This window comes from Paludibacterium yongneupense DSM 18731 (genome assembly GCF_000422925.1).
GTDB classification, from domain to species: domain Bacteria; phylum Pseudomonadota; class Gammaproteobacteria; order Burkholderiales; family Chromobacteriaceae; genus Paludibacterium; species Paludibacterium yongneupense.
Window position 1 is genome coordinate 73,659 of record NZ_AUGZ01000019.1, and the last position, 20,266, is coordinate 93,924.

At 61.7% G+C, this 20,266-nt stretch carries 18 protein-coding genes; 14 read left to right on the forward strand and 4 right to left on the reverse strand.

Annotated elements, in window-relative coordinates; translation table 11 throughout:
• Positions 1-42: 42 nt before the first annotated feature.
• Both G520_RS0108795 and tsaD read right to left on the reverse strand, forming a co-directional pair.
• Positions 43-1,947: an ATP-binding cassette domain-containing protein gene (locus G520_RS0108795; protein ID WP_028535325.1), complete on the reverse strand. Its 1,905-nt coding sequence runs from the start codon at positions 1,945-1,947 to the stop codon at positions 43-45.
• Between the two features lie 57 nt (positions 1,948-2,004).
• Positions 2,005-3,042, reverse strand: coding sequence for a tRNA (adenosine(37)-N6)-threonylcarbamoyltransferase complex transferase subunit TsaD (tsaD, locus tag G520_RS0108800; protein ID WP_028535326.1), 1,038 nt, complete (start codon positions 3,040-3,042; stop codon positions 2,005-2,007).
• Between the two features lie 100 nt (positions 3,043-3,142).
• On the opposite strand from tsaD, the gene G520_RS0108805 reads away from it, so the two are divergent.
• From G520_RS0108805 to flgL, 11 genes are all read left to right on the forward strand, one after another.
• On the forward strand, positions 3,143-3,559 hold the full coding sequence (locus G520_RS0108805) for an OsmC family protein (protein WP_028535327.1): 417 nt from the start codon (positions 3,143-3,145) through the stop codon (positions 3,557-3,559).
• A gap of 167 nt (positions 3,560-3,726) precedes the next feature.
• Positions 3,727-4,140 carry a flagellar basal body rod protein FlgB gene (gene flgB / locus G520_RS0108810; protein ID WP_028535328.1) on the forward strand — a complete coding sequence of 138 codons (414 nt, stop codon included), beginning with the start codon at positions 3,727-3,729 and terminating at the stop codon, positions 4,138-4,140.
• A 5-nt stretch (positions 4,141-4,145) separates the two neighbouring features.
• Positions 4,146-4,556 (forward strand): flagellar basal body rod protein FlgC, encoded by a 411-nt coding sequence (flgC, locus tag G520_RS0108815; RefSeq protein WP_028535329.1) that lies wholly within the window; start codon positions 4,146-4,148, stop codon positions 4,554-4,556.
• A gap of 20 nt (positions 4,557-4,576) precedes the next feature.
• A complete protein-coding gene (locus G520_RS22215; protein WP_051229285.1) occupies positions 4,577-5,359 on the forward strand; it encodes a flagellar hook assembly protein FlgD in 783 nt (260 codons plus the stop codon).
• Between the two features lie 21 nt (positions 5,360-5,380).
• Positions 5,381-6,655 carry a flagellar hook protein FlgE gene (gene flgE, locus G520_RS0108825; protein WP_028535330.1) on the forward strand — a complete coding sequence of 425 codons (1,275 nt, stop codon included), beginning with the start codon at positions 5,381-5,383 and terminating at the stop codon, positions 6,653-6,655.
• 34 nt (positions 6,656-6,689) lie between these two features.
• Complete coding sequence (locus tag G520_RS0108830; protein WP_246542774.1) at positions 6,690-7,445, forward strand: flagellar basal body rod protein FlgF; 756 nt, start codon at positions 6,690-6,692, stop codon at positions 7,443-7,445.
• A gap of 32 nt (positions 7,446-7,477) precedes the next feature.
• On the forward strand, positions 7,478-8,263 hold the full coding sequence (gene flgG / locus G520_RS0108835) for a flagellar basal-body rod protein FlgG (RefSeq protein WP_028535332.1): 786 nt from the start codon (positions 7,478-7,480) through the stop codon (positions 8,261-8,263).
• Positions 8,264-8,306: 43 nt separating this feature from the next.
• The gene (locus G520_RS0108840) at positions 8,307-9,404 is read left to right on the forward strand and encodes a flagellar basal body P-ring protein FlgI (protein WP_028535333.1); all 1,098 of its coding nucleotides are present in this window, start codon (positions 8,307-8,309) and stop codon (positions 9,402-9,404) included.
• A gap of 51 nt (positions 9,405-9,455) precedes the next feature.
• Entirely contained in the window at positions 9,456-10,361 is a 906-nt protein-coding gene (gene flgJ / locus G520_RS0108845; protein ID WP_028535334.1) for a flagellar assembly peptidoglycan hydrolase FlgJ, read from the forward strand.
• Positions 10,362-10,415: 54 nt separating this feature from the next.
• Positions 10,416-12,200 carry a flagellar hook-associated protein FlgK gene (gene flgK, locus G520_RS0108850; RefSeq protein WP_028535335.1) on the forward strand — a complete coding sequence of 595 codons (1,785 nt, stop codon included), beginning with the start codon at positions 10,416-10,418 and terminating at the stop codon, positions 12,198-12,200.
• Positions 12,201-12,218: 18 nt separating this feature from the next.
• Positions 12,219-13,133 carry a flagellar hook-associated protein FlgL gene (flgL, locus tag G520_RS0108855; RefSeq protein WP_028535336.1) on the forward strand — a complete coding sequence of 305 codons (915 nt, stop codon included), beginning with the start codon at positions 12,219-12,221 and terminating at the stop codon, positions 13,131-13,133.
• A 22-nt stretch (positions 13,134-13,155) separates the two neighbouring features.
• Here flgL and G520_RS0108860 read toward each other — a convergent pair whose 3' ends face one another.
• A complete protein-coding gene (locus G520_RS0108860) occupies positions 13,156-13,944 on the reverse strand; it encodes an enoyl-CoA hydratase-related protein (protein WP_028535337.1) in 789 nt (262 codons plus the stop codon).
• 12 nt (positions 13,945-13,956) lie between these two features.
• Positions 13,957-14,745 carry an alpha/beta fold hydrolase gene (locus G520_RS0108865; protein ID WP_028535338.1) on the reverse strand — a complete coding sequence of 263 codons (789 nt, stop codon included), beginning with the start codon at positions 14,743-14,745 and terminating at the stop codon, positions 13,957-13,959.
• Positions 14,746-14,896: 151 nt separating this feature from the next.
• Here G520_RS0108865 and G520_RS0108870 point away from each other — a divergent pair, with 151 nt between their 5' ends.
• The 3 genes from G520_RS0108870 to speA all read left to right on the forward strand — a co-directional run bounded on the left by G520_RS0108870 (position 14,897) and on the right by speA (position 20,259).
• A complete protein-coding gene (locus tag G520_RS0108870; protein ID WP_028535339.1) occupies positions 14,897-16,675 on the forward strand; it encodes an EAL domain-containing protein in 1,779 nt (592 codons plus the stop codon).
• A 122-nt stretch (positions 16,676-16,797) separates the two neighbouring features.
• Complete coding sequence (locus G520_RS0108875) at positions 16,798-18,087, forward strand: NAD(P)/FAD-dependent oxidoreductase (RefSeq protein ID WP_028535340.1); 1,290 nt, start codon at positions 16,798-16,800, stop codon at positions 18,085-18,087.
• 291 nt (positions 18,088-18,378) lie between these two features.
• Positions 18,379-20,259 (forward strand): arginine decarboxylase, encoded by a 1,881-nt coding sequence (speA, locus tag G520_RS0108880; RefSeq protein WP_028535341.1) that lies wholly within the window; start codon positions 18,379-18,381, stop codon positions 20,257-20,259.
• The last annotated feature ends 7 nt before the right edge of the window (positions 20,260-20,266 follow it).

A 20,266-nucleotide genomic window follows, 5' to 3' on the forward strand; every position in this document is an offset into this window, starting at 1 on the left:
AGCTTATCCACAATCTTATCCCGGATTGCTGTGGATAAACCGTCACTCGCGCGCATCCAGCGCCTCTATCTGTTCCTGCACTTCCAGCCAACGTTCTTCGGCCTGTGCGAGCCGACTCGCGACCTCGCCCTGTTGCCGGACGCTGTCTGCCAGGCGGGCTCTGTTCTCGGCAGCATAGGCTTCGCCCGAGGACAGGAAGGCATCCAGAACCGCTTTTTCTTCTCCCAGTGCGGCCAACTCCTTATCCAGCCGCGCGAGTTGCTGCTCGAGGGGTTTGCGCGCCCGTGCGAGCCGTTGCCGTGTTTCGGCCTCCAGCCGTTTCTGTTCCTTGCGGTTGACGCCCTGCGCATCTCCGCTGGATGGTTTGCCGGCTAGCGCCAGTTGTTCCAGGCGCCACTGGCGATAGTCTTCCAGATCGCCGTCAAAGGGGCGGGCGCTGCCGTCCGCGATCAGCCAGAAGGTGTCGGTGGTCGACTCGAGCAAGGCGCGGTCGTGCGAGACCACGACCAGTGCGCCGGAGAAGTCCTGCAGCGCCATGGTCAGCGCGTGGCGCATTTCCAGGTCGAGGTGGTTGGTCGGTTCGTCGAGCAGTAGCAGATTGGGTTTTTGCCAGACGATGAGCGCCAGCGCCAGCCGGGCCTTCTCGCCGCCGGACATCGGGCCGACCGGATCGCTCACGGTATCGTTGCGGAAATTGAAGCCGCCGAGGTAGGTGCGCAACTCTTGTTCCCGCGCCGTGGGCGCCAGCCGCGTCATGTGCGCAAGCGGAGAGTCGTCTTCGCGGAGCGTTTCGAGCTGATGCTGGGCGAAATAGCCGATTTTCAGGGTCTGCGCCGTCACCATTTGCCCGCCGGCGGGGGCGAGGTCGCCTGAAAGCAATTTGACCAGCGTCGATTTGCCTGCGCCGTTGACGCCCAGCAATCCGATGCGGCTGCCCGCTTCGATCGAGAGCGTCAGCTGCGACAGAATGGTGACATCGCCGTACCCGACTCGCACCGAATCCAGGCTGAGTAGCGGATTGGGCATTTTATCGGGTGTCTCGAAGTGAAAGTCGAAGGGCGAGTCGACCTGCACCGCCGTGATGCGTTCCAGTTTTTCCAGCGCCTTGACCCGGCTTTGCGCCTGACGCGCCTTGGACGCCTTGGCCTTGAAGCGGGTGATGAACGATTCGAGATGGGCGATCTGCCGTTGTTGCTTGTCGTACTCCGATTGCTGGCGCGACAGGCGCTCCGCGCGCATGACTTCGAACTGGCTGTAATTGCCGGTGTACAAGGTCAGCGTCTGGTTGGAGAAGTCGACGATATGGCTGCAGACGGCATCGAGAAAATCGCGGTCGTGCGAAATGATCAGCAGGGTGCCGGGATAGCCTTGCAGCCAGTCTTCCAGCCACAGTACCGTCTCCAGGTCCAGGTGGTTGGTCGGCTCGTCGAGTAATAGCAGGTCGGAGCGGCACATCAGCGCCTGGGCCAGGTTCAGCCGCATGCGCCAGCCGCCGGAGAAGCTGGCGACAGGGCGTGTCTGGGCGTCGGTGTCGAAGCCGAGTCCGGTCAGCAGGCGGGCGCCGCGCGATGCCGCGGAATAGGCGTCGATGCGACTGAGGTCGTCGTGCAGATGACCGATGCGCACGCCGTCGTCGGCCGATTCGGCGGCCAGCAATTGCCGTTGCAGCTCGCGTAATTCCCGGTCGCCGTCGAGGACGAACTCCAGCGCGCTGACTGTCAGCGCCGGCGTTTCCTGGGCGACGTGGGCGATCACCCAGTTCGGCGGGATGTCGGCGCTGCCGGTGTCGGCGTGCAATTCTTGCATCAATAGCGAGAACAGGCTGGATTTGCCGGCGCCATTGGCGCCGACCACGCCAGCCTTGTAGCCGGGGTTGAGCGTAAGATTGGCGTCGCTGAGCAGGGTTTTCAATCCCCGGCGCAGCGACAGGTTTTTCAGCTGGATCATGACTCGGTTTCTAGTGGCGCCGCAGGCCGGCGGCCCGGGCGGATATCGTGGGTGAGGTCAACGCGGCGCGACGGCGGGCAGGCTGCCCAGATCCCAGCGCGGCGCCACGCTGTAGCCGTAGTCGCGGCTGGCGAAGGCGATGCGCAGAGCGCCGGCCTGGGCGATCATGGCCCCGTTGTCGGTGCACAGCGCTAGCGGCGGATAGAAAACCTGCAGGCCACGGCGCGCGGCCGCCTGGTCCAGCGCCTCGCGCAGCTGCCGGTTGGCGCCGACGCCGCCGGCGACGACCAGGCGGCGCATGCCGGTCTGCTTGAGCGCTTTCAGCGATTTTTTCAACAGAACTTCGACGATGGCTTGCTGGAAGGCATGGCAGATATCGTTGCGAGTGGCGTCGTCCAGCGTGCCGCCAAGGCGGGACTGTTCTTCGCGTACGCGCGTGAGGACGGCGGTCTTCAGGCCGGAGAAGCTCATGTCCAGGTCGGGCGAGTTGAGCATGGGGCGCGGCAGGGTAAAGCGGCCGGGTGTGCCCTGTTCGGCCAGCCGCGACAGGATGGGGCCGCCCGGGTAGTCTATGCCGAGCAGCTTGGCGGTTTTGTCGAAGGCTTCGCCGGCGGCGTCGTCCAGCGTTTCGCCGAGAACTTCATAGTCGCCGATGCCGCGTACGGCCATCAACTGGGTGTGGCCGCCGGAAACCAGCAGCGCCACGAAAGGAAACGCCGGGCGCGGCGTCGCCAGCAGCGGCGACAGCAGGTGACCTTCCAGATGGTGGACGGCGATGACGGGAAGGTCGAGGCCGAAGGCCAGTGCGTTGGCGATGCTGGCGCCGACGAGCAAGGCGCCGCCGAGGCCCGGCCCGCGAGTGTAGGCGATGGCGTCCAGGTCGCGCAGGGTGACGCCTGCTTCGGCGAGGCAGGCCTCGGTCAGGGCGATGGCACGGCGGATATGGTCGCGGCTGGCCAGTTCCGGTACCACGCCCCCGTATTCGGCGTGCATCGCCATTTGAGTGTGCAGCTGATGAGCCAGCAGTCCGCGCTCCGTGTGGTAGAGCGCGACGCCCGTCTCGTCGCAGGAGGATTCGATACCGAGTACCAGCATGATGGTCTTATAACAGTGCAATCTTTGCATTTTACCGTCTATTCTTTCATCCCCCAAATCGCTGATGGTAGTCTGGGGCTTAAACCATAGGAGAAAGTGGATGAAAGCGACGGTGAAGTGGGTGGATGGCGTCTGTTTCCTGGGTGAAAGCGGCAGCGGTCATGCCGTGGTGATGGATGGTGCACCGGAAGGAGGGGGGCGCAATCTCGGGCCGCGGCCGATGGAGCTGCTGCTGCTCGGCACCGCCGGCTGCACCAGCTACGACGTGGTCAGCATTTTGCGCAAGGCGAGGCAGGATGTCCGCGACTGCCGGGTCGACGTCAGCGCCGAGCGCGCGTCGGAAGAGCCCAAGGTGTTTACCCGCCTGCACATGCATTTCGTCGTCAGCGGCCGAGGCGTCAAGGAAGAAGCCGTGCGGCGTGCGATCGATCTGTCGGCGGAAAAATACTGCTCGGCCTCCATCATGCTGGGAAAGACCGCCGAGATCACCCACGATTTCGAAATCATCGAAGACTGAAGCCGTCGGCAGCGTTGCGAGCCCGACCGGCAATTCTTGCCGCCCGCTTTGCGGGTGGCTTGCCGTTTTTCTGCCTATCCTGGGCAAAGTTCATAATAATCATAGCATTGTGTAAGTAATTTATGTTGGCATGGTTCCTGCTATAACCGAGCGGTCAGGAGAGGGTCATGCTAGATAAAATTGCCAAGGATTTCGATTTCAACCAGCGAGCGCTCGATCTTGGCGCGTATCGCAGCGAGGTGCTGGCCAGCAATATGGCTAACGCCGAGACGCCGAATTACAAGGCGGTCGATTTCGATTTCGGGCAGGCGATGAAGAACGCGCTGTCGGCGAGCCAGCACCAGAGCCTGGGGTTGACGACGACCGATCCGCGCCATTTCGGGTTGAAAGGCAGCGCCAACGCCGATCTTGGCGTCAAGCTGCAGTATCGTTCTGCGGTCCAGCCCAGTATCGATGGCAACACCGTGGACATGGACGTCGAACGGGGCGCGTTTACCGATAATTCCTTGCAATATCAATCGACACTGACCTTTCTGAACCACCGCATCTCCGATCTGAATTCGGCGATCAAGGGAGAATAAGACCGATGTCGCTCTCGAACATCTTCACTATTTCCGGCTCGGCGCTGACGGCGCAGTCGATGCGCCTGAATCTGGTGGCGAGCAATATCGCCAACGCAGAAAGCGCGACCAGTTCGACCGGGCAGCCGTATCGAGGGCGTCATGTGGTGTTTACCGCGATTCCGGTCAGTCTCGATCAGCCGCAGGTGGCCGGTGTGCGCGTGACTTCGGTCGTGGAAGATACGACGCCGCCGGTTCTCAAGTACGACCCGGCCAACCCGCTGGCCGATGCGCGCGGCTACGTGAACATGCCCAATGTGAATCCGGTGGAAGAAATGGCCGACATGATCTCGGCTTCGCGTTCGTATCAGACCAACGTTGAAGTGATGAATACCGCCAAGACCCTGCTGCAGAAAACACTGCAGATGGGCCAGTGAGATAGCGAAAGGTGACGACAATGACTAGCGCAATCGCCAGTACCAACCCTAGCAGCCCGGCCGGTTCAGCCAGCTCGGCCAATCCGTATGCGGCATTGAACGGCCAGCAAGCGGGAACGGCAGGCGCGGCGTCTCCGGCCAAGGCCGGCGGCGCCGATGCGGCGGGCAAGTCCGGCAACGTCGGTTCCGGCGCCGGCGCCGCCAGCGCGCAGGCGATCCAGAACCAGTTTCTGACCTTGCTGGTCACGCAGTTGCAGGCGCAGGACCCGAGCAATCCGATGGACAACAGCCAGATTACCAGTCAGATGGCGCAGATCAGCCAGGTCAGCAGCATGCAGACGCTGAACCAGACCATGCAAGCCATGCAACAGTCGCAGCTGGCGTCGCAATCGCTGCTGGCCGCATCGACCATCGGCGGCCATGCACTGGTCGTCGGCAATCAGGTCGACTGGGATGGCAAGTCCCCCTCCGTGCTGGGTGTGTCGCTGTCGGGTGCGGCGGACACCTTGAATATCAATGTGCTCGATAGCGGCGGCAATGTGGTCGACACCGTGAACGTGCCGGATCCCAAGGCCGGCATGAACAACTTTACCTGGAACGGCAAGGACAGCAGCGGCAATACGCTGCCAGCCGGTTCTTACAGCTTCGTGTCGCAGGCCTCGCTGCAGGGGACCGGCGTGACGACGCAGAATTACGATAATCAAGTGATCAGCGCGGTGTCGTGGGACAGCAACGGCAGCCCCCAGCTGGTTCTGAGCAACGGCAGTCGCGTTGGCATGGCCAGCGTGGCGCAGATTTCCTGAGTGGATTGATCGGAGAGCATCATGAGTTTTCAGCAAGGACTTAGCGGCCTGGATGCCGCATCCAACCAGTTGAATGTGATCGGCAACAACGTGTCCAACGCCAGCACGGTCGGCTTCAAGAGCTCGACCATCGAGTTTGGCGATTTGTATGCCTCGAGCTTCTACGGTACGCCGTCGGCCCAGCCTGGCATCGGCGTGGACACGCTCGCCGTGCGTCCGGACATGGCGCAGGGCAATATCACCACGACCGACAACAACCTCGATCTCGCGATCAACAACAACGGCTACTTCGTGGTGTCGGCAGGCCTGGCATCCTCCTCCACGACCGGCGCCGCGGCCGGCAGCGCGATGTACTCGCGCAACGGGCAATTTCACGTCGACCGCAACGGTTATCTGGTCAATGCCAGCGGCGACAATCTGCAAGGCTGGATGGCGAGCAAGGGTGTGATCAATCAGGGCTCGCTGGCCAATCTGCAGTTGAACACGACCAATATCGCCCCGTCGGCATCGACCACGGTCGGCATGGGCGTCAACCTCGATTCAAGCCAGTCGGTGCCGACGCAATCGCCGCTCGATCCGACCAATCCGGCCACTTACAACTGGTCGAATTCGTCGACCGTGTACGACTCGCTCGGCAATGCGCACTCCTTGACCCTGTACTACGTCAAGAATGCGGCCACGACCTCGGGAACGACCTGGGATGTGACCTCCTACGTCGACGGTACGGCGACCGGCAATACCACCAAGCTCGGCTTTACCACTACCGGCGCGCTCGATACCGCCGGCACGCTGGGTGGCAGCACCGCTCTGGTTGTCAGCTACAACGCACCGACGGCGAACGGCTCGACGACGCCGATGAATTTTTCCATCAACTATGCGAACTCGACTCAGTTCAGCCAGGCTTCCGGTACCAATACGCTGACCAACGACGGCTATGCGGCCGGCGAGTTGTCCGCGATCAATATCTCGCGTTCCGGCGTGATCCAGGCCTCGTACACCAACGGCCAGACTTCGACCGTCGGGCAGGTGGCGCTCGCCAGTTTCACCAACCAGCAGGGCTTGCAGCCGTCGGGCAATAATTTGTGGTCTGAAACCTACGGGTCGGGCCCGGCGAAGCTCAATGCGCCGGGTTCCGGCGGGGCCGGTACCATCCAGTCGTCGGCGCTGGAGTCGTCCAACGTCGATCTGACCACGGAGCTGGTGAACATGATCACCGCGCAGCGCTACTACCAGGCCAATGCGCAGACGATCAAGACCCAGGACTCCATCATGCAGACCCTGGTCAACCTGCAGTAATACGACGGCTAAAGAGGCTTAAATCGTGGATCGGATGCTTTTTCTCGCCATGGGCGGCGCCAAGCAGGCTGAGTGGCAGCAAGCCACCACCAGCAACAATATGGCGAACGCCAGCACCAACGGATTCAAGGCCGACCAAGTGTCGTTCCGCGCCTTGCCCGCGGTGGGACAAGGCGCTCCGACCCGTGTGTTCGTAGCCGACAACACCGTCGGCCAGGACATGAGCCAAGGCGCGCTGGAGCGCACCGGCAACGCCGAGGATTTTGCCCTGGTCACTCCCGGCTTCTTTGCCGTGCAATCGCCGGACGGCAGCGAAGCCTATACGCGCAGCGGCGGCTATGTGCTGGACAACACCGGCATGATGCGGACCCGCGGGGGGCTGCCCATCATCGGCAGTACCGGAGCTCCGATCACGGTCCCGCTTGGGCAGAAGATCGAGATCGGCAGCAACGGCGCGGTGATGGCGACCTCGCAGACGGGGGCGCCCGCCGCTCCGTTGCAAGTCGGACAGATCAAGCTGGTCAACCCCGGCACCAAAGCCGTATACAAGGGGGGGGATGGGCTGTTTCACCTGAATGTCACCGCCACCGCTCCCGCCGGAAGCAAGGCGCCGGTCGATCCGACCGTGCAGCTGGTTTCCGGTAATCTGGAGTCCAGTAATGTCAATGTTGTCGATTCGCTCGTGCAGATGATTTCGCACAGCCGCATGTTCGACCTCAACACCAAGCTGATGACGACTGCCGATCAGGACGATAGGCAGGCCACCGAGTTGCTGACGATTTCCGGTTGACCCGTAGATCAACAATAAAAGGATGACGCAGCATGATGCGTTCGCTGTATATCTCGAAAACCGGGATGGATGCCAGCCAGTTCAAACTGGACACGGTATCCAACAACCTTTCGAACGTGAATACCACGGCGTTCAAGCGCGGGATCGCGGTGTTCCAGGATCTCTACTACCAGACCTTGCGTCAACCGGGCTCGCAGCTGCCGTCCGGTTCCAGCGTTCCCATCGGTCTTCAGGTCGGTACCGGCGCGGCCGGGGTGGCGACGTCGACCGATATGAGCCAGGGCTCGCTGACCAGTAGCAATCAGAGCTACGATATGGCCATCAACGGCGACGGTTTTTTTCAGGTGCAGATGCCAGATGGGTCGACCGCGTACACGCGTGACGGCAGCTTTCACCGCAATGCCAATGGCGATATCGTTACGGCCTCGGGCTATAACCTCAACCCGAACATCAACATTCCTGCGACGGCGACCAATATGACCGTGTCGGCGCAAGGGCTGGTGCAGTATACGCTGGTCAACAACCCGACTCCGCAGACGGCGGGCACCATGCAGTTGGCGACCTTCATCAACCCGCAGGGCATGCTCAAGCTAGGCGGCAATCTGTATCAGGAAACGGCGGCCTCCGGTACGCCCCAGGTCGGCGATCCGGGTACGGATGACCGTGGCCCGCTCAAGCAGGGGTTTCTGGAAAGCTCCAACGTCAATGTGACGCAGGAGCTGGTCGACATGATCACGGCCCAGCGCTCGTTCGAAATGAATTCCAAGGCGATTACCGCCGCCGACCAGATGTTGCAGAATCTGACGCAGGTCGCGTAAACGCGTGAGAGGGCCGCGGTGGCCCGGATAGGCAGGACAGGCAATGAAACGATTTCTCATACTGCTGTTGGCCGTCTCGCTGGCAGGCGGGGCTGTCGCTGCCGAACGCATCAAGGATCTTGCCAATATCGGCGGGGTGCGTCCCAACCAACTGACCGGCTACGGTCTGGTGGTCGGTCTGGACGGCACGGGCGACAAGACCAATTCGTCGCCGTTCACGGGCCAGTCGATGACGCTGATGCTCAACCAGCTTGGCGTGCAACTGCCTGCCGGAACCAAGGTCGACCCCAAGAATTCCGCCGCCGTCATCATGACGGCCACCTTGCCGCCGTTCGCGCGGGTGGGGCAGACGCTGGATATCACGGTGTCGTCGTTCGGCGATGCCAAGAGCTTGCGGGGCGGCACTCTGGTGATGGCGCCGCTGAAAGGTGCCGACGGGCAGATTTATGCGATTGCGCAGGGTAATGTCATTGTCGGCGGCGCCGGCGCATCCGGCGGCGGCAGCAGTGTGCAGGTGAACTCGCTGAGCGTGGGGCGTATTCCCGAGGGGGCGACGGTCGAGCGCGAGGTTCCCAATGCCCTGGGAAGCGGCGATTTCATCAATCTCGAACTGCTGACTACCGACTTTACGACAGCAAATCGCGTGGTGCAGGCGATCAATCGCGAATTCGGCGGTGCGACCGCGCGCGCGGTGGATGGCAGGCTGGTGCAGGTGCGCGCGCCGTTCGACAGCAATCAGCGCGTCCAGTTTTTGTCGCAGCTGGAAAATATTGCCGTCAACCCGGCAGATCTTTCCCCTGTCGTCATTATCAACGCCCGTACCGGGTCTATCGTGATGAACCAGGCGGTCCGTCTCGAGCCCTGCGCGGTGGCGCATGGCAATCTGACTGTGACGGTGAACAGCACGCCCGAAGTCAGTCAGCCAAACCCGCTGTCGAACGGCAATACGGTGACGACCAATAACGCCAATATCAATATCACTGCGGCTGCTGGCAAGGTGATCTCGGTGCCGCGCGGCGCCAGTCTCAATCAGGTGATCAGTGCGCTCAACGCCCTTGGTGCCTCGCCGCAGGACCTGGTGACCATTCTGCAGGCGATGAAAGCCGCCGGTTCGCTGCGCGCCGAATTGCAGATTATCTGATCGCGCTTGCCCTGGCCCGGTTATTGCTGTAAGACGGGGTCAGGAGGGTTCATGTCCACTCAATTTCCGAGTTCCTTGTCGCCGGTGCAGTCGTTGGCGGTCGACCCGCAGGGTCTGGCCGCCCTGTCGTCGCGTGCGTCCGCCGACCCCAAGGGGGCGGTTGGCGCGGTTGCCCGGCAGTTCGAAGCCATGTTTCTCGACAACCTGATGAAGACCGTGCGCGAAGTCCATTACAGCGACGATGAGCAAAGCAGCGAGATGCAGACCTACCGCGGCATGCTCGACCAGCAACTGGTGCAGTCGCTGACACAGGGAAACGGCATCGGCCTGGCCAAGATGCTGGAAAAGCAAATCGGAAAAATGGTAGGCGCCGATCCCGGGGGCGATGTTCTGCCGACATCGGCGGCCAATGCCCCCTCGCTGTCGCGCTCGCTGCAAGCATACCAGCAGGCGCAGTATGGCCGCGGCGCGGTGGGGGATGCCGATTCGGCACAAGGCGCACGCCAATTCGTCCAGAACTTGCTGCCGCAAGCCGGCACCGCAGCCAGGCAGCTCGGCGTGGACCCGCAGCTGGTGGTGGCGCATGCCGCGCTGGAGAGCGGCTGGGGCAAACGCATCATTCGCAACCAGGACGGCAGCAACAGCCACAATCTGTTCGGTGTGAAAGCCGGCGGCGACTGGCATGGCGCGACGACGCAGGTGGCGACGACCGAGTTTGTGAACGGCAGCGCGCAGCGCAAGGTTGAGACTTTCCGCTCTTATGCGAACTACCAGGAGGCGCTCGGCGATTACGCGAGTCTGCTGGGTACGTCGCCACGGTATCGCAGTGTGCTGAATCAGGGGCGCAATATCCAGGGGTATGCACAAGGTTTACAAACGGGCGGTTACGCAACCGATCCGCGTTACGCGCGCAAGCTGGTCGACGTCATGTCTTCGTTGGCGCAATACGGCGCCTGAGGCCCGGGCTCAAGTCCCGTGCCGGACGGTCGATATCTGAAGTAGAGGTGAATCATGGGCGGAAGTCTTTTTTCTATCGGTGTCAGCGGCTTGAAAGCGGCGCAGGTCAATTTGGGCGTGACCAGCCACAACGTGACCAATGCCAGTACACCAGGGTATTCGACGCAGACGGCTTATCAGGCCGCCGCGCAGCCGTTCGGCCAGGGCTATGGCTTTACGGGGCAGGGCGTCGACGTTACCGACGTAGGCCGCGCCTATAACTCCTTTCTCGGCACGCAACTGCAGACGGCGCAGGCGGCCGACTCGCATAATTCGAGCATGCTGTCGATGTTGAGCCAGGTCGACAATCTGATGGGCGATTCGTCGCAGAGTCTGAACTCCAGCATGCAGACCTATTTCGGTAGCGTGCAGACCTTGTCGCAGAATCCGGCATCGATTCCCAGCCGCCAGGCTGTGATCAGCAGCGCGGAAGGCCTGGTGACGCAGTTCAAGGGCATGAATACGCAGCTGCAGCAGCTTCAGGCCAGTGCCAATGGCCAGATCAGCGACAGCATCAACAGCATCAACGCGCTGGCGACCAATATCGCCGATCTGAACGGCCGCATCATGGCGCTTTCCGGCGCCGGCTCCGGCCATGAGCCGAATGACCTGCTCGACCAACGCGACCAGGCGGTGCTGCAGTTGAACAAACTGGTCAAGGCAACGTCCGTGACCCAGGCGGATGGCAGCTACAGCGTGTTCATCGGCAACGGGCAGACCCTGGTACTGGGCACGACCACGAGCAAGATGTCGACGCTTCCCAATCCGAGCGACCCGGCCAACGTCAATGTCGTGCTGGATAATCCGAACGGAACCACGACCCAGCTCGCCGATTCGCTGCTCAAGGGCGGGCAGTTGGGCGGCTTGCTCGATTTTCGGGACAATACCCTGATTTCTGCCCAGAACAGGCTGGGCAATCTGGCGATCGACCTTACGACGTCCCTGAACTACCAGAATAAACTGGGGCTGGACCTGAATGGCAATCCCGGCGGCAATCTGTTTTCGGATCTGACGTCGTTCGCGACCAAGCCGACGGATGCCATCGCGAACATGAGTGTGACGGCTGGGGATCCGACCCTGATCGCGGCGGCATCGAACATGACGGCAGGCGCGATCAGCCCCAGCTCGAGCGGGGCGGTGGTGACCAGCGTCGAAGCGACCCTGCCCGCTTCCTACGGCTGGACCAGCACTACGACGCCGCCTGACAGCACGACCCACCCGTCCATCGGCATCAGCGGCATCGCGGTCAGCGCGACGAGTGCGAGCAATATCACGGCGACGATCAGCGGCGGCTCCGCCCCCGGCACCTATAACGTCGTGGTCGACCCGACCACGCAGAACGGCTACAAGATCGTCGACGCCAGCGGCAAGGATCTCGGCATCAATTTCAGTACCTCGTCCCAGATGACGGGGGGCATGTCGTTCACGATCAAGCCGAATACCGCATCGACCTTCGGTAGCGGCGACAACAGCAATCTGATGCAACTGGCGCGGCTGCAGACCAAGACCGTCGTCGACAATAACCGCAATGGCAGCAGCTCGGGTCTGCAGACGTTTGCCAATGCCTACAGCACCACGGTCAGCGCGGTCGGGTCGGCCACCAGCTCGACCAAGCTGCAGCAGGCGGCCTCGCAGACGGCGCTGGAGCAGGCCACCACCGCGCAGTCGAATTTCTCCGGGGTCAATCTCGATCAGGAAGCGGCTTTGCTGATACAGCAGCAACAGCAATATCAGGCGTGCAGCAAGGTCATCCAGACGGCGCAGACAGTCTTTGGGCAGTTGTTGGCTATCTTCAACTGATAGCCGGGAGGTTTTATCATGCGAATCAGTTCGGCCTCGATTTTTGCGCTTGGCGCCTACGATATGAGCAATTTGCAGTCTTCGCTGCAAAAACAGCAGCTGCAGATCGACAATCAAACGCGTATCGTGACGCCTTCGGACGATGCGGTGGCGGCGACCGAGATTCTGCAGCTGAACGAGTCCAGCGGTCGCAACGATCAATTCAAGACCAATAGCCAGACCGCGCAGTCACAGCTGTCGTTTGCTTCGACGGCGGTGCAGAATGCGACCAATCTGGTGACCGAGATTCAGACGCTGGCGATCCAGGCCGGCAATGCCTCGCTGGCAGCGCCGCAGCGGCTGGACATGCAGTCGGAACTCGCGCAGAAATTCGCGGCGCTGATCAGCAACGCTAACGCGACGGACGGTAGCGGCATCTACCTGTTTGGCGGCAACCAGCTCGATAAACCGCCATTCATCGCCGACCCGGCGATGAATGTGACCTACCAGGGCGATACCGGACAACGGCAGCTTGCGATCACGGACTCGCAAACGGTACCGATCAGCGAAGCCGGTACCCTCATTTTCGGTGATCCGAGCAATCCGCCCACGGTTTTCTCGAATATCCAGGCCTTGTCCAATTTGCTGCAGCAAGACCCCAAGCCGGCGACTTACGACAGCCAGTTGTCGAGCATCATCAGCGGACTGGCGGATTCCCAGACGCAGATCCAGACCGCCGGCGCCGCCATCGGCGCCCAGCAGCAGGCGGCGCAGGTGGCGGAGACGACGAGCACCAGTCTCGACGATCAGTTTCAGCAGGCGATCGGCAATCTCCAGAATCTGGACATGCCGAAAGCCATCAGTCAGTTTTCAATGACAAGAACATCCCTGCAATATGCACAGCAGGCCTATGTCAAAGTGACGGGACTATCGCTGTTCAACTATATCAATTGAAGCCGGGCCGTTGCCGGCCCGTTCAAGGCTTCAGCCAGCCCGGCGCCCGCTTCTCGATAAAGGCGGCGATGCCTTCTTTGCCTTCCGCCGTCTGCCTGACCCGGGTCAGGGTGGCGATCGCATCGGTCCGCGCTTCGCTGCCGACTCCCAGCCCGGACAAGCGGTTGACCAGACTCTTCGCTTCGCGCATTGCCTGCGGTGCGTTGAGCAGCAACTGATGGACCGCTTGCTCGACCGCGGCGTCGAGTTCTTCCAGTTCGACCACCTGATGCAGCACGCCCAGCCGTTTGGCCTTGCCGGCATTGAAGCGCTCGGCGCTGATCAGGTAGCGCCGGGCCGCGCGCGCGCCTATGGTCCGAATCAGGTAGGGTACGGAGACGGCCGGCACGGTTCCCAGTTTGACTTCGGAAAAGCCGAACAGGGCGCCGGACGCGGCGATGGCGATGTCGCAGCAGGTGACGAGTCCGACGCCGATGCCGAAGGCCGAACCCTGAACCCGCGCGATGGTCGGATGCGGGAGCGAGTCCAGCGTCTCCAGCAGACGGGAAAGCAGGCTTGCGTCGCGGCTCAGTTCTTCTTCGGTAAAATCGGCCTGGCGTCTCAGCCAGTCGATATCGTGGCCGGCGGAGAAACTGATGCCGCTGCCGGTCAGTATGACGATCTTGACGCTGTCGTCGTCGGCCAGCGTTTCCAGTACCGCGATGAGGTAGGCGGTGCTATCGCCGTCGAGCGCATTATGCAGCTCGCCACGGTTCAGTGTGACCGTGGCGACCCCGCGAGGGTCGACAGCCAGAGTGATCGGGTCAGTCATGATGAGATCCTGTCAATATGGGCAGAAAGCGATAATGGCGTTGGCCATGGCGCCTGCGGCTTCCAGGTGCAGTACGTGTCCGGCGCCGGGCAGGATCTCCAGCCGGGCGCGCGGGATGAGTGATGCGAGAATGTCGGTCTGGTAACGCGGAGTCAGTCTGTCCTCGCTGCCCAGCAGTATCAGTGTCGGCAGGTTCACATTGCCGAGCCAGGTCCGCGCGTCGTGCCGCTTGATCCCTTCGATCAGGCGGATGACGGCATCCCAGTCGACCATGGCGGCCAGGCGCTTGAGTTCGGGGAGATGGTCGCCGTGTTGCGACAGATAGCGCGAGGAAAACAGCCACGGGATGCTGATCGTGTAGCGCAGATCGATGCCTCCGACCCGGTTGGCCTCGATCCAGCTGTCGCACATGGCCGCATTGACCGCATCCGACCAGGCCAGAGTCGACGCCAGGACAAGGCAGTCCACGCGGTCGGCGTGCTTGTGCACGACGTGCTGCGCCACCATGCCGCCGTAGGACAGGCCAAGCAGATGGACGCGGCTGAGCCCCAGGCGATCGAGCAGGCGCACGACGATGTCCGCTTGTTCCTCCATGGTATGGAGGGCCGTGTGCGGCTTGGCGCTTTGCCCCTGTCCGAGAAAATCGAGGCGCAGCACCCGGTAGCGGTTTTCCAGTATCGGCATCAGCAATGCCCAGGATGCGGTGGCCATGGTAATGCCGTTGAGCAGTAGCAAGGTATGCTCACCCTGTCCGCTCAATTCGTAAAAGATGTCGTGGCCGTCGAGCCGTATCAATCCCATGGCGTTCTCCTTGCTGCTTCATTTTAGTGGCGCGCGAGGCCGTGGCGTCAAGGTGAATCGTGGCATGCGAGAGCGCTAGTAAGTCATGTAACGTGATATTCATACTTTGGGTATAGAGTGACGCTACTTTTCTTGCCAGTCCCTCCGTATTATGGCTATACCCCTGCAGTGCGCGCTTGACGCCGCCCCGCCTTCGTACGCCGAGGAGCTGTCCGCCATTCTCAACGAGCGGCGACTCAATCCGGTATTCCAGCCTATCGTCGATCTGAATACCGGCGCCATTCTCGGCTGCGAGGGGCTGATCCGCGGACCGTCCAACAGTGCCCTGCATGCCCCGACCATGTTGTTTGCCCAGGCGGCCCGCCACGGGCTGACCGCACGCCTGGATCTTGTCTGCCGGCGCATCATCACCGAGCGATTCGTCGAACTGAAGCTGCCGGGCCTGCTGTTTCTCAATGTCAACCCCGAGTCCTTGCTGAGTCCCGAGCATTCGCCCGACAAGACGCGCTCCAATCTGCGCCAGATCGGGCTCGATTGCCGACGGGTCATCATCGAGCTGACCGAAACGCAGCCCAATGCCAGCTATCAGGACTTGCAGCAAGTGACCGCGCGCTATCGCCAGCAAGGCTACCGCATCGCGCTCGACGATCTGGGGGAGGGGTTTTCAAACCTGAGGCTATGGTCGGAATTGCGCCCGGATTTCGTCAAGCTGGACAAGCATTTTGTTCAGAATATTCAGCACGATCCCCTCAAGGAACAGTTTGTCCGTTCCATGGTCGATATTGCGCAACAGTCCGGCGCGTTTCTGGTGGCGGAGGGAATCGAGTCGGCGGCAGAATTGCGGGTGTTGCGCCATCTCGGGGTGCAGTATGGGCAAGGCTATCTGATTGCGCGTCCGTGTGCCGTGCCGGCGCTGGATATGAAGGCCTCGATAGATGGTGTGGTGTGGACCGGCGCGCGCGGCAGGGCACGGCAGCAGCCTGTGGCGGCCGATCTTCTGATCGAGATCCGTGCGCTCGAGTTGTCCGACAACAATGACACCGCGTATCGCCTGTTTGCCGACAATCCGGACTGCTTTGCGATTCCGGTGCTGGAGAACTCCGTGCCGGTCGGCCTGTTGCGGCGCGAACATTTTCTCGAACGGTTCGCCCGGCCCTTCAATCGCGAGCTGTACGCGAAGAAAAGCTGCTGCGTGATGATGGACCCGGAACCGCTGGTGGTGCCGGCTTCGATGACGATACAAGAGTTGTCAGGGCGGGTGGTGGCCTCTGGACGCAAGTATTTGAGCGATGGCTTCATCATCACGGAACAGGGCTTCTACCGGGGCATGGGCACGGGCTTCGATCTGATGCGCAAGATCACCGAACTGCAGATTTCGGCCGCACGCTATGCCAACCCGCTGACCGGCCTGCCTGGAAATGTGCCGATCAACGAGACGATCGATCGTCTGCTGCTGTCGTCGCTGCCCTTCGTGGTCGCTTATGCCGACCTGGATAATTTCAAGCCGTTCAATGATATGTACGGTTACGCTGCAGGCGACGAGTTGATCGAACTGCTGGCCGGGCTGTTGCTGGAACAGGCCGATGGCGAGCGCGATTTTGTCGGCCATGTCGGCGGGGACGATTTTGTCCTCCTGATGCAGAGCGGGGATTGGGAAGCCCGCTTGCGCGGCACGCTACAGGCTTTCGATCGTCAGGTGGCGGCCTACTTCGAGCCCGCGCATCAGGCCGCGCGCGGGTTTCATGTGCGCGATCGCCGCGGCGAGCCGGTATTCGTACCGCTGACCACGCTTTCGATAGGCGTGCTGGGGGTCGAGCCGGGGCGTTTCGCCAGCTATTACGAAATCGCATCGGCGGCGGCGGAAACCAAGAAGATGGCAAAGCGTTCGTCCGGCAGTAGCTTGTTTATCGAGCGGCGGCGCGGCGATTGAGCCGGTTGCCGCGCGGATGCGTGGATGGACGGGTTGTGTAATTTATTAAACATACGATAGGCTGCGGTTATCCCACCTTATTGCATATTGCACTCAGGTGTTGCCGACCTCCGGAGCCTGTCATGCCGAATCGCACGAACCCAGCGTCCGTACCATCGTACTACAGCGCCACTGCCCACCCTTGGGAAGGATTTCCTGCGCTTGAGGGCGACGTCCTCTGCGATGTGTGTGTGGTCGGGGGCGGGCTTGCGGGTCTGTCGGCAGCCTTGAACCTCGCTGAGAAAGGCTACTCTGTCGTACTGCTGGAAGCGGCCGTCATCGGGTTCGGCGCTTCGGGACGCAACGGGGGGGAGGTCATCAGTGGTTATTCCTGCGATATGGCGACCCTTCGTGCCCAGGCGGGCGACGATGCCGCACGCGCCTTGTGGGATATGTCGGTGGAAGGGGTCGAAATCGTCGGCGAAAGAGTGGCGCGGCATGGCATCGCTTGTGACTGGACGCGCGGCTATTGCACGGCCGCGACGCGCCCCGGCCATGTTCGCGGGCTCGAAGATTGGCAGCGTACCGCCGCCAGCGTGTACGGCTATCGGCATTATCAGCTGTGGGGACGGGAGCGCCTGGCCACGCAGCTGGCGAGCGAGCGCTACCACGGCGCCCTGTTCGATAGCGAAGCCGGGCATCTGCACCCGCTGAACTATACCCGTGGCCTTGCACGTGCAGCGCAGGCCGTCGGCGTGCGCATCTTTGAGCATAGCCGGGTAGGGCAGTTGATGACGCAAGCGCGTCCGCAGTTGTCGACGTCGCGCGGGACGGTAAGGGCGGGCGAGGTGGTGCTGGCCTGCAACTGCGATCTGGGAGAACTGGTGCCGCAGCTGTCGCGCCGTATCATGCCGGCGGGAACGTATATGGTGGCGACGCAGCCTCTGGGCGAAGAGAGAGCCCGCAGCCTGATCGCAAACAATATGGCGGTAAGCGACACCCGCTTTGTGCTCGATTACTACCGGCTGTCGGCCGATCACCGCCTGTTATTCGGCGGCAAGGTCAGTTACAGCGGTCACGAGCCGCGCAACCTGGCCGCCGCGATGCGACGCGATATGCTGCGTGTGTTTCCCCAACTGGCCGATGTCGCGATCGATTATGCCTGGGGTGGATTTTGCGACATTACGATGAATCGCGCGCCCGATTTCGGACGTTTGCAGGATCACGTCTATTATCTGCAGGGTTTTTCCGGTCATGGCGTCAATGTGACCGGTGTCGCGGGTAAAGTGGTGGCGGAGGCCATTGCCGCCGAGACGTCGCGTCTCGACGTGTTCGGTCGTCTGCGGCATCGCGATTTTCCGGGAGGCAGGCGGCTGCGCGCACCGGTGCTGGCCCTGGGAATGCTGTACTATCGCTTGCGCGATCTCTTGTGAGACCAGGGCTGGCGGACGCGGGGTGCGGCGGTAAAATTTTTGCTTGTTATATCGCGTGGTATTGATAAAATCCGCGCTCGTTTTGTCGTCGGGCGCAGGCCTGGCGGCGGTAGATACAATCTGTTTCGCTCCGACAAGCCGCGTCTCGCTGCCAGGAGCCCGCGTACCGATAATCGATCGGCCACAGACCGGATCAGCCGGGTTTGGGACAGGATCGTTTCCGTTGCGCAGGCCCCCCGCTGGCCGCGAACTTGGAGCGGGGTTATCCATCGCAGCAAAGAGGGAACTCTCATGGCTTGGTCTGTGGCTGATAGCCGGAGCCTGTATGGCGTCCGGCACTGGGGGGCGGGTTATTTCGACGTTGGCGACAAAGGTCGCATCGTGGTGCGCCCCAATGTGAACGAAGACCGTGAAATCGATCTGTACGAACTGACGGAAACGCTCGGTGAAAAAGGGCTGGAACTTCCCCTTCTGGTGCGCTTTCCCGATATCCTGCAGGATCGTGTGACACGCTTGTGCCACGCCTTCGATCGCGCCATCGCCAAGATCCACTATCGCAATCGTTACACCGCCTTGTACCCGATCAAGGTGAACCAGCAGGAAGCGGTGATCAAGAGCATCATCGCCACGCCCGACGTCTCCATCGGTCTGGAGGCCGGCTCCAAGCCCGAATTGATGGCGGTGCTGGCCCTCGCGCCACAGGGGGGCACCATCACCTGCAACGGCTACAAGGACCGCGAGTTCATCCGTCTGGCCCTGATCGGGCAGAAGCTCGGCCATCGCGTGTTCATCGTGATCGAGAAGGAGTCCGAAGTCGATCTGGTGATCGAAGAGTCGCGGCTGCTCGATGTGCGCCCGAATGTCGGCGTGCGGGTGCGCCTGTCGTCGCTGGCCTCGTCCAAATGGGCCGATACCGGCGGTGAAAAAGGCAAATTCGGCCTGTCCGCCGCACAACTCATTTCGGTGACCGGCAAGCTGGCCGCCGCCGACATGAGCGATTGCGTGCGCCTGCTGCACTTTCACATGGGTTCCCAGATTGCGAATATCAGCGATTACCGCGCCGGTTTCCGCGAAGCGATCCGCTATTTCGGCGAATTGCGGCGCATGGGCCTGCCCATCGATCATGTCGACGTTGGCGGCGGGCTGGGCGTCGACTACGATGGCACGCACTCGCGCAATTCGTCGTCGATCAACTACGATATGGGCGAATACGCGCATGTGATCGTGTCCATGCTGGCCGAGTTCTGCGACGAGAACGGCCTTGAGCATCCGTGCATCCTGTCCGAGTCCGGACGCGCCATGACGGCGCACCATGCCGTCTTGATCATGAACGTTACCGACGTCGAACGCCTGCCGGACGAATTGCCGCAGGTGGACGACATCGCCGCGTTGCCCGAACCGGTCGCGACCCTGTACGAACTGCTCGGGCACCATAGCGAAGAGATGTTTACCGAGGCCTATTACCGGGCCTGCAACTGCCTGGCCGAGGTGTCGGACATGTATGCGGCGGGGCGCGTGTCGCTGCGCGAGAAGGCGATCGCCGAGCAGGTGCACGCCGTCCTGTGCCGTCGGCTGCAGAGCCGCTTGCAGGTTTCGCAGCGCTCGCAGCGTCAGGTCTTCGACGAACTGAGCGACAAGCTGGCCGACAAGTATTTCTGTAATTTCTCGGTTTTCCAGAGTCTGCCCGATACCTGGGCCATCGATCAGATATTGCCGATTGCGCCCATTCATCGTCTGCAGGAGCAGCCGACGCGGCGCGCGGTGCTGCAGGATCTGACGTGCGACTCGGACGGGAAGGTCAAACAGTATGTCGACCAGCAGAGCATAGAGGCCAGCATGTCGGTGCACGACGTCGACCCCGGACAGGAATATCTGATCGGGGTGTTTCTGGTCGGCGCCTACCAGGAAATTCTTGGCGACATGCACAATCTGTTCGGGGATACCGACTCGGTCAACGTTTATGTGCGCGAGAACGGACGCCTGGAGTTTTCAGGTGTCGAAGAGCACGACACCATCGAAGATATGCTGCGCTACGTGCATCTGTCGCCGGAGGAAATCCTGGCTCGCTACCAGGAAAAAACCGATCGGGCCGACATCAGCGCCGAAGAGCGGCTGAGCTTCTTTGCCGAGTTCGTCCGTGGCCTGAAGCAGTCGTCCTACCTCACGGTTTGAGCGGCGA

Bases quoted from the DNA above. Each gene is read 5' to 3' on its own strand.
- G520_RS0108865 (WP_028535338.1), bottom strand. From the start codon at position 14,745: ATGGGATTGATACGGCTCGACGGCCACGACATCTTTTACGAATTGAGC.
- flgB (WP_028535328.1), top strand. From the start codon at position 3,727: ATGCTAGATAAAATTGCCAAGGATTTCGATTTCAACCAGCGAGCGCTC.
- G520_RS0108860 (WP_028535337.1), bottom strand. From the start codon at position 13,944: ATGACTGACCCGATCACTCTGGCTGTCGACCCTCGCGGGGTCGCCACG.
- flgE (WP_028535330.1), top strand. From the start codon at position 5,381: ATGAGTTTTCAGCAAGGACTTAGCGGCCTGGATGCCGCATCCAACCAG.
- G520_RS0108805 (WP_028535327.1), top strand. From the start codon at position 3,143: ATGAAAGCGACGGTGAAGTGGGTGGATGGCGTCTGTTTCCTGGGTGAA.
- G520_RS22215 (WP_051229285.1), top strand. From the start codon at position 4,577: ATGACTAGCGCAATCGCCAGTACCAACCCTAGCAGCCCGGCCGGTTCA.
- G520_RS0108830 (WP_246542774.1), top strand. From the start codon at position 6,690: ATGCTTTTTCTCGCCATGGGCGGCGCCAAGCAGGCTGAGTGGCAGCAA.
- flgG (WP_028535332.1), top strand. From the start codon at position 7,478: ATGATGCGTTCGCTGTATATCTCGAAAACCGGGATGGATGCCAGCCAG.
- flgL (WP_028535336.1), top strand. From the start codon at position 12,219: ATGCGAATCAGTTCGGCCTCGATTTTTGCGCTTGGCGCCTACGATATG.
- flgK (WP_028535335.1), top strand. From the start codon at position 10,416: ATGGGCGGAAGTCTTTTTTCTATCGGTGTCAGCGGCTTGAAAGCGGCG.
- G520_RS0108840 (WP_028535333.1), top strand. From the start codon at position 8,307: ATGAAACGATTTCTCATACTGCTGTTGGCCGTCTCGCTGGCAGGCGGG.
- flgJ (WP_028535334.1), top strand. From the start codon at position 9,456: ATGTCCACTCAATTTCCGAGTTCCTTGTCGCCGGTGCAGTCGTTGGCG.
- tsaD (WP_028535326.1), bottom strand. From the start codon at position 3,042: ATGCTGGTACTCGGTATCGAATCCTCCTGCGACGAGACGGGCGTCGCG.
- G520_RS0108875 (WP_028535340.1), top strand. From the start codon at position 16,798: ATGCCGAATCGCACGAACCCAGCGTCCGTACCATCGTACTACAGCGCC.
- speA (WP_028535341.1), top strand. From the start codon at position 18,379: ATGGCTTGGTCTGTGGCTGATAGCCGGAGCCTGTATGGCGTCCGGCAC.
- G520_RS0108795 (WP_028535325.1), bottom strand. From the start codon at position 1,947: ATGATCCAGCTGAAAAACCTGTCGCTGCGCCGGGGATTGAAAACCCTG.
- G520_RS0108870 (WP_028535339.1), top strand. From the start codon at position 14,897: ATGGCTATACCCCTGCAGTGCGCGCTTGACGCCGCCCCGCCTTCGTAC.
- flgC (WP_028535329.1), top strand. From the start codon at position 4,146: ATGTCGCTCTCGAACATCTTCACTATTTCCGGCTCGGCGCTGACGGCG.